Annotated in this window: 2 protein-coding genes; both read right to left on the bottom strand. The window is 52.2% G+C overall.

The window, feature by feature from the left end:
• Positions 1 to 230 precede the first annotated feature (230 nt).
• Entirely contained in the window at positions 231 to 617 is a 387-nt protein-coding gene (locus AC13D2_RS03245; protein ID WP_482938226.1) for a YkvA family protein, read from the bottom strand.
• 101 nt (positions 618 to 718) lie between these two features.
• Positions 719 to 1,192 (bottom strand): HEPN domain-containing protein, encoded by a 474-nt coding sequence (locus AC13D2_RS03240; RefSeq protein WP_303288851.1) that lies wholly within the window; start codon positions 1,190 to 1,192, stop codon positions 719 to 721.
• Between the last annotated feature and the right edge of the window lie 928 nt (positions 1,193 to 2,120).

Genomic DNA, 2,120 nt, shown 5'->3' with positions numbered 1-2,120 from the left:
TGATCACGACCATGGCGCTCTGGTCGGGGTTGTAGGGTTTGAAACGGGGCTTGGCTTTGGGCATCTGACGACTCCTTGTCCGTTTGCCTGATCCTATCAAAACCTGAGCGAATATCGGGGTTTTTCTACAGCCTCAACGCTTTTGTTCAGCGGCAGCCTTTGCGTAGCGAAGCGGAGAAAAGGCTGTCCGGTGGAGGCCCGCCAGGGCCGGAACGAACTGGAACTATTGGTTAGGTGCTTACGATACCCAGCAGCCAGTAACCGAAAACACCCGCACACAAAAGCCATACGACAATAACAACAGCGGCTGCAACGTTGCTGACTGGCTTAGCAGTCATTTCGGACGCTTTCGCCCGGCTTGCCTCTATCACCATAGTCGGCGTCAGCTTGATAACAAGCATGATGCCTAGCGGTAAAAGAATAACGTCATCCAAAAAGCCAAGGACAGGGATAAAGTCTGGAATCAGGTCTATTGGGCTGATGGCGTATGCTGCGATTGCGAGTGCAAGAAGCCTGACAAATACTGGTGTATCGCGATTCCGTGCGACAAAGTAAACGGTTAACGCATCCTGCTTGATACGTTTTGCGGCCTCTTGCACCTTGTTCATCAACTTCATTTACACCTAACGCCTGCATAAACGGCGGCTTTTACGCAGCGAAGCGGAGAAAAAGCCGTCCGGTGGAGGCCCCTCGGGCCGGAACGAATTTAATGCAATTGTTAGGCTTGTACGCTTGGGGCATAAGTCTTGACCCACGAAATAAGCCGAACACTTGCCCGTTGCATGACTGATGCAGGGAAGTGTGTCAGCGTATGGCCGTAGCGAATTTCGTTCGGGAATTTGGACGCCCCGAGCTCCTCTGCTTCGAGCAACTTACCCAGTGTAGCGTCACTGTATTCGTCGGCTGCCTTGATGCCTCGAACGCAACTTGCCGGGACACGCTTGATAACACCCCTTGAAATTTCTCTCTCAATCGAGCAATTCGAGACGAGATTAACCAGCCTTGATAGGTCATGAGTTTTTGGGACAGAAACACCGGCCTCAGACAAAACATATTTCAGTGCTACTTCACATGCAACGAGGGCAGTATACAAGGCGGCTCGCTGAGCCTCGTCAGGCAAAGAGTCGCTACGGAGAATCAGAGCACTAGACTCAGCCATAGCTTCGGCAAATTCGAGGTTATATTCGCTCATAGCTCATGGGCCTCTTCCTGCCTAACGTCAGCATAAACGGCGCCCGACTAGGGCGTCCGGTGGAGGCCCATCGGGCCGGAACGTATTTAATGCGTTGGTTAGAAGCCGGTCACCCGCTGGTTTCAGGTCCACACCAAAACGTCCATGCGTACTCCAAAGAAACCCCGCACAAGCTCACGGTCCGGCACCGATACAAAGCACTAACCTATCCCGCTTACTCAAGACTTTCGGCGAACAGCCCCACAACCTGGGCACGCTGCCGATTACCCTTAAAAAACCAATGCGGGCTACCAAATTGGATGCGGAGTTCGATGGCCTGGGCCGTTACTGATAACCAAAACCATTCCCCGAATTTTCCGCCATGGCCCGCGCACCCAACTACCTAAAAATTACCGGAGCCTTGGCTTATAACGCCAGCAATAAACGGCGCCCTGACAAGGGCGTCCGGTGGAGGCCGCAGGCCGGAACGAATTTGATTGCCTTGTTAGCTGCGGCTCGCAAATGCCCATTATTTTTTCCCAAGTACCAAAGCTACCCAGTAGTCCTTACAAAACAGTGCCACTAGGGCTCCAATAACTGAGAAAAAGCCAAATACACCGATAACCAGCCAAACCTCGTCATTTGTCCACTGATACTGAAACTGGGTGTAGCCGGCCACTCCACATGAGAATCCAATAAGGAGACTGAGGGTTAACAAAACTGGGCGCTTCCACTTAGCTTCCCGCGGCTGGTAAACCCTCTTGGTCCATGCCTCAAACCTGTCAATCATAGCCATACCAAAAACAGCTAACGAGGCTGTAGAAAAAGCCAAAAATGAGCCCGCCATTCCACCGCCTTCGATCTCGTTTTGTCAGCCGGCCAATTCTGCCGGCATTGTTCAGTTTTTGGGTTGGTTGCCCTTTATAGCCGCCAATCCCGGTATTTCCGT

It is taken from the genome of Marinobacter sp. B-12, assembly GCF_056857915.1.
Note: the sequence above shows the minus strand (reverse complement) of the source record. Positions and strands in the feature narration are given on the sequence as shown.